The sequence below is a fragment of the Cupriavidus basilensis OR16 genome, from assembly GCF_000243095.1.
Lineage (GTDB): Bacteria > Pseudomonadota > Gammaproteobacteria > Burkholderiales > Burkholderiaceae > Cupriavidus > Cupriavidus basilensis_D.
The window spans coordinates 1-894 of record NZ_AHJE01000232.1; the positions used below are offsets into that span (position 1 = coordinate 1).

At 61.0% G+C, this 894-nt stretch carries 1 rRNA gene and 1 pseudogene; both read left to right on the forward strand.

Annotated features, from left to right (window positions below):
• The first annotated feature begins 153 nt into the window (after positions 1–153).
• Positions 154–266 (forward strand): 5S ribosomal RNA (gene rrf / locus OR16_RS38300).
• Between the two features lie 270 nt (positions 267–536).
• Positions 537–894, forward strand: a pseudogene (locus tag OR16_RS44785) (hypothetical protein); the annotation flags it as partial.

Sequence of the window (894 nt, forward strand, 5' to 3'; positions counted from 1 at the left end):
TGCCCGTAAGGCTTGATCCTATAACCAGTGTGTTTCTCCTGGTTGAGTATCGCGTGCCGCTGCGCAGCAAGGCGCAGCTTGGCCGATACGCACAACCTCTACTACATCCCTATTCGCTGCGTTGAGCACATCTCAACGCGGCCACCGTTTATGCCTGGTGACCATAGCGAGTTGGAACCACCCCTTCCCATCCCGAACAGGACCGTGAAACGACTCCACGCCGATGATAGTGCGGATACCCGTGTGAAAGTAGGTAATCGCCAGGCTCTCCCTTGAAACCCCCCAGTACGAAAGTACTGGGGGGTTTTGCTTTTGCGGCGGCGATTTTGCGCTGTCGCTACACCAGGAATCCTCTCGTCAGGGTACTGGAGCCTTCCTTCCCCCATATCGTTCTGTTACCGTTTGCTTCAAGCTCCGGCTTGGCCCGGCGTGACGCAGTTCGATGCATTGATGCGGTTCGAAAGATTGAAAAAGAGCCCCGGCCGGTGCGCGCCAGAAGGTGCGACCGGGTGGTGGCATCCAGGTTTGGGGGATGAATGGCGGCCAGATTTTGCCTGTCGGTGCTGACCGGTGTGGTAGGTACGCTGATTTTTACGGGTTGCGGCACACTCGAAACGGCATCCACGCCGCGGGGACCGATCCCGTTGTCGGGCCCTGGCGCCATGGCCGCGGTCTCGTCGAACGATTGCAGCAGCATCGCCGTCAGGCTCGCTGAACCGGCGGATGTGCCGGTTTCCGCCGAGAACGCGGCGGCGGACCTGATGACGACGACGAGCCCGGACCCAGCCGAAGCCGATCACACCAGTGAGCCGGAAGACCCCCCCACCCTGAAGCGCTTGCCACTGTTTTCCGCGACGCCAAGCGGGCTTGGCAAACCGGCAGGCTGGCAGCCCT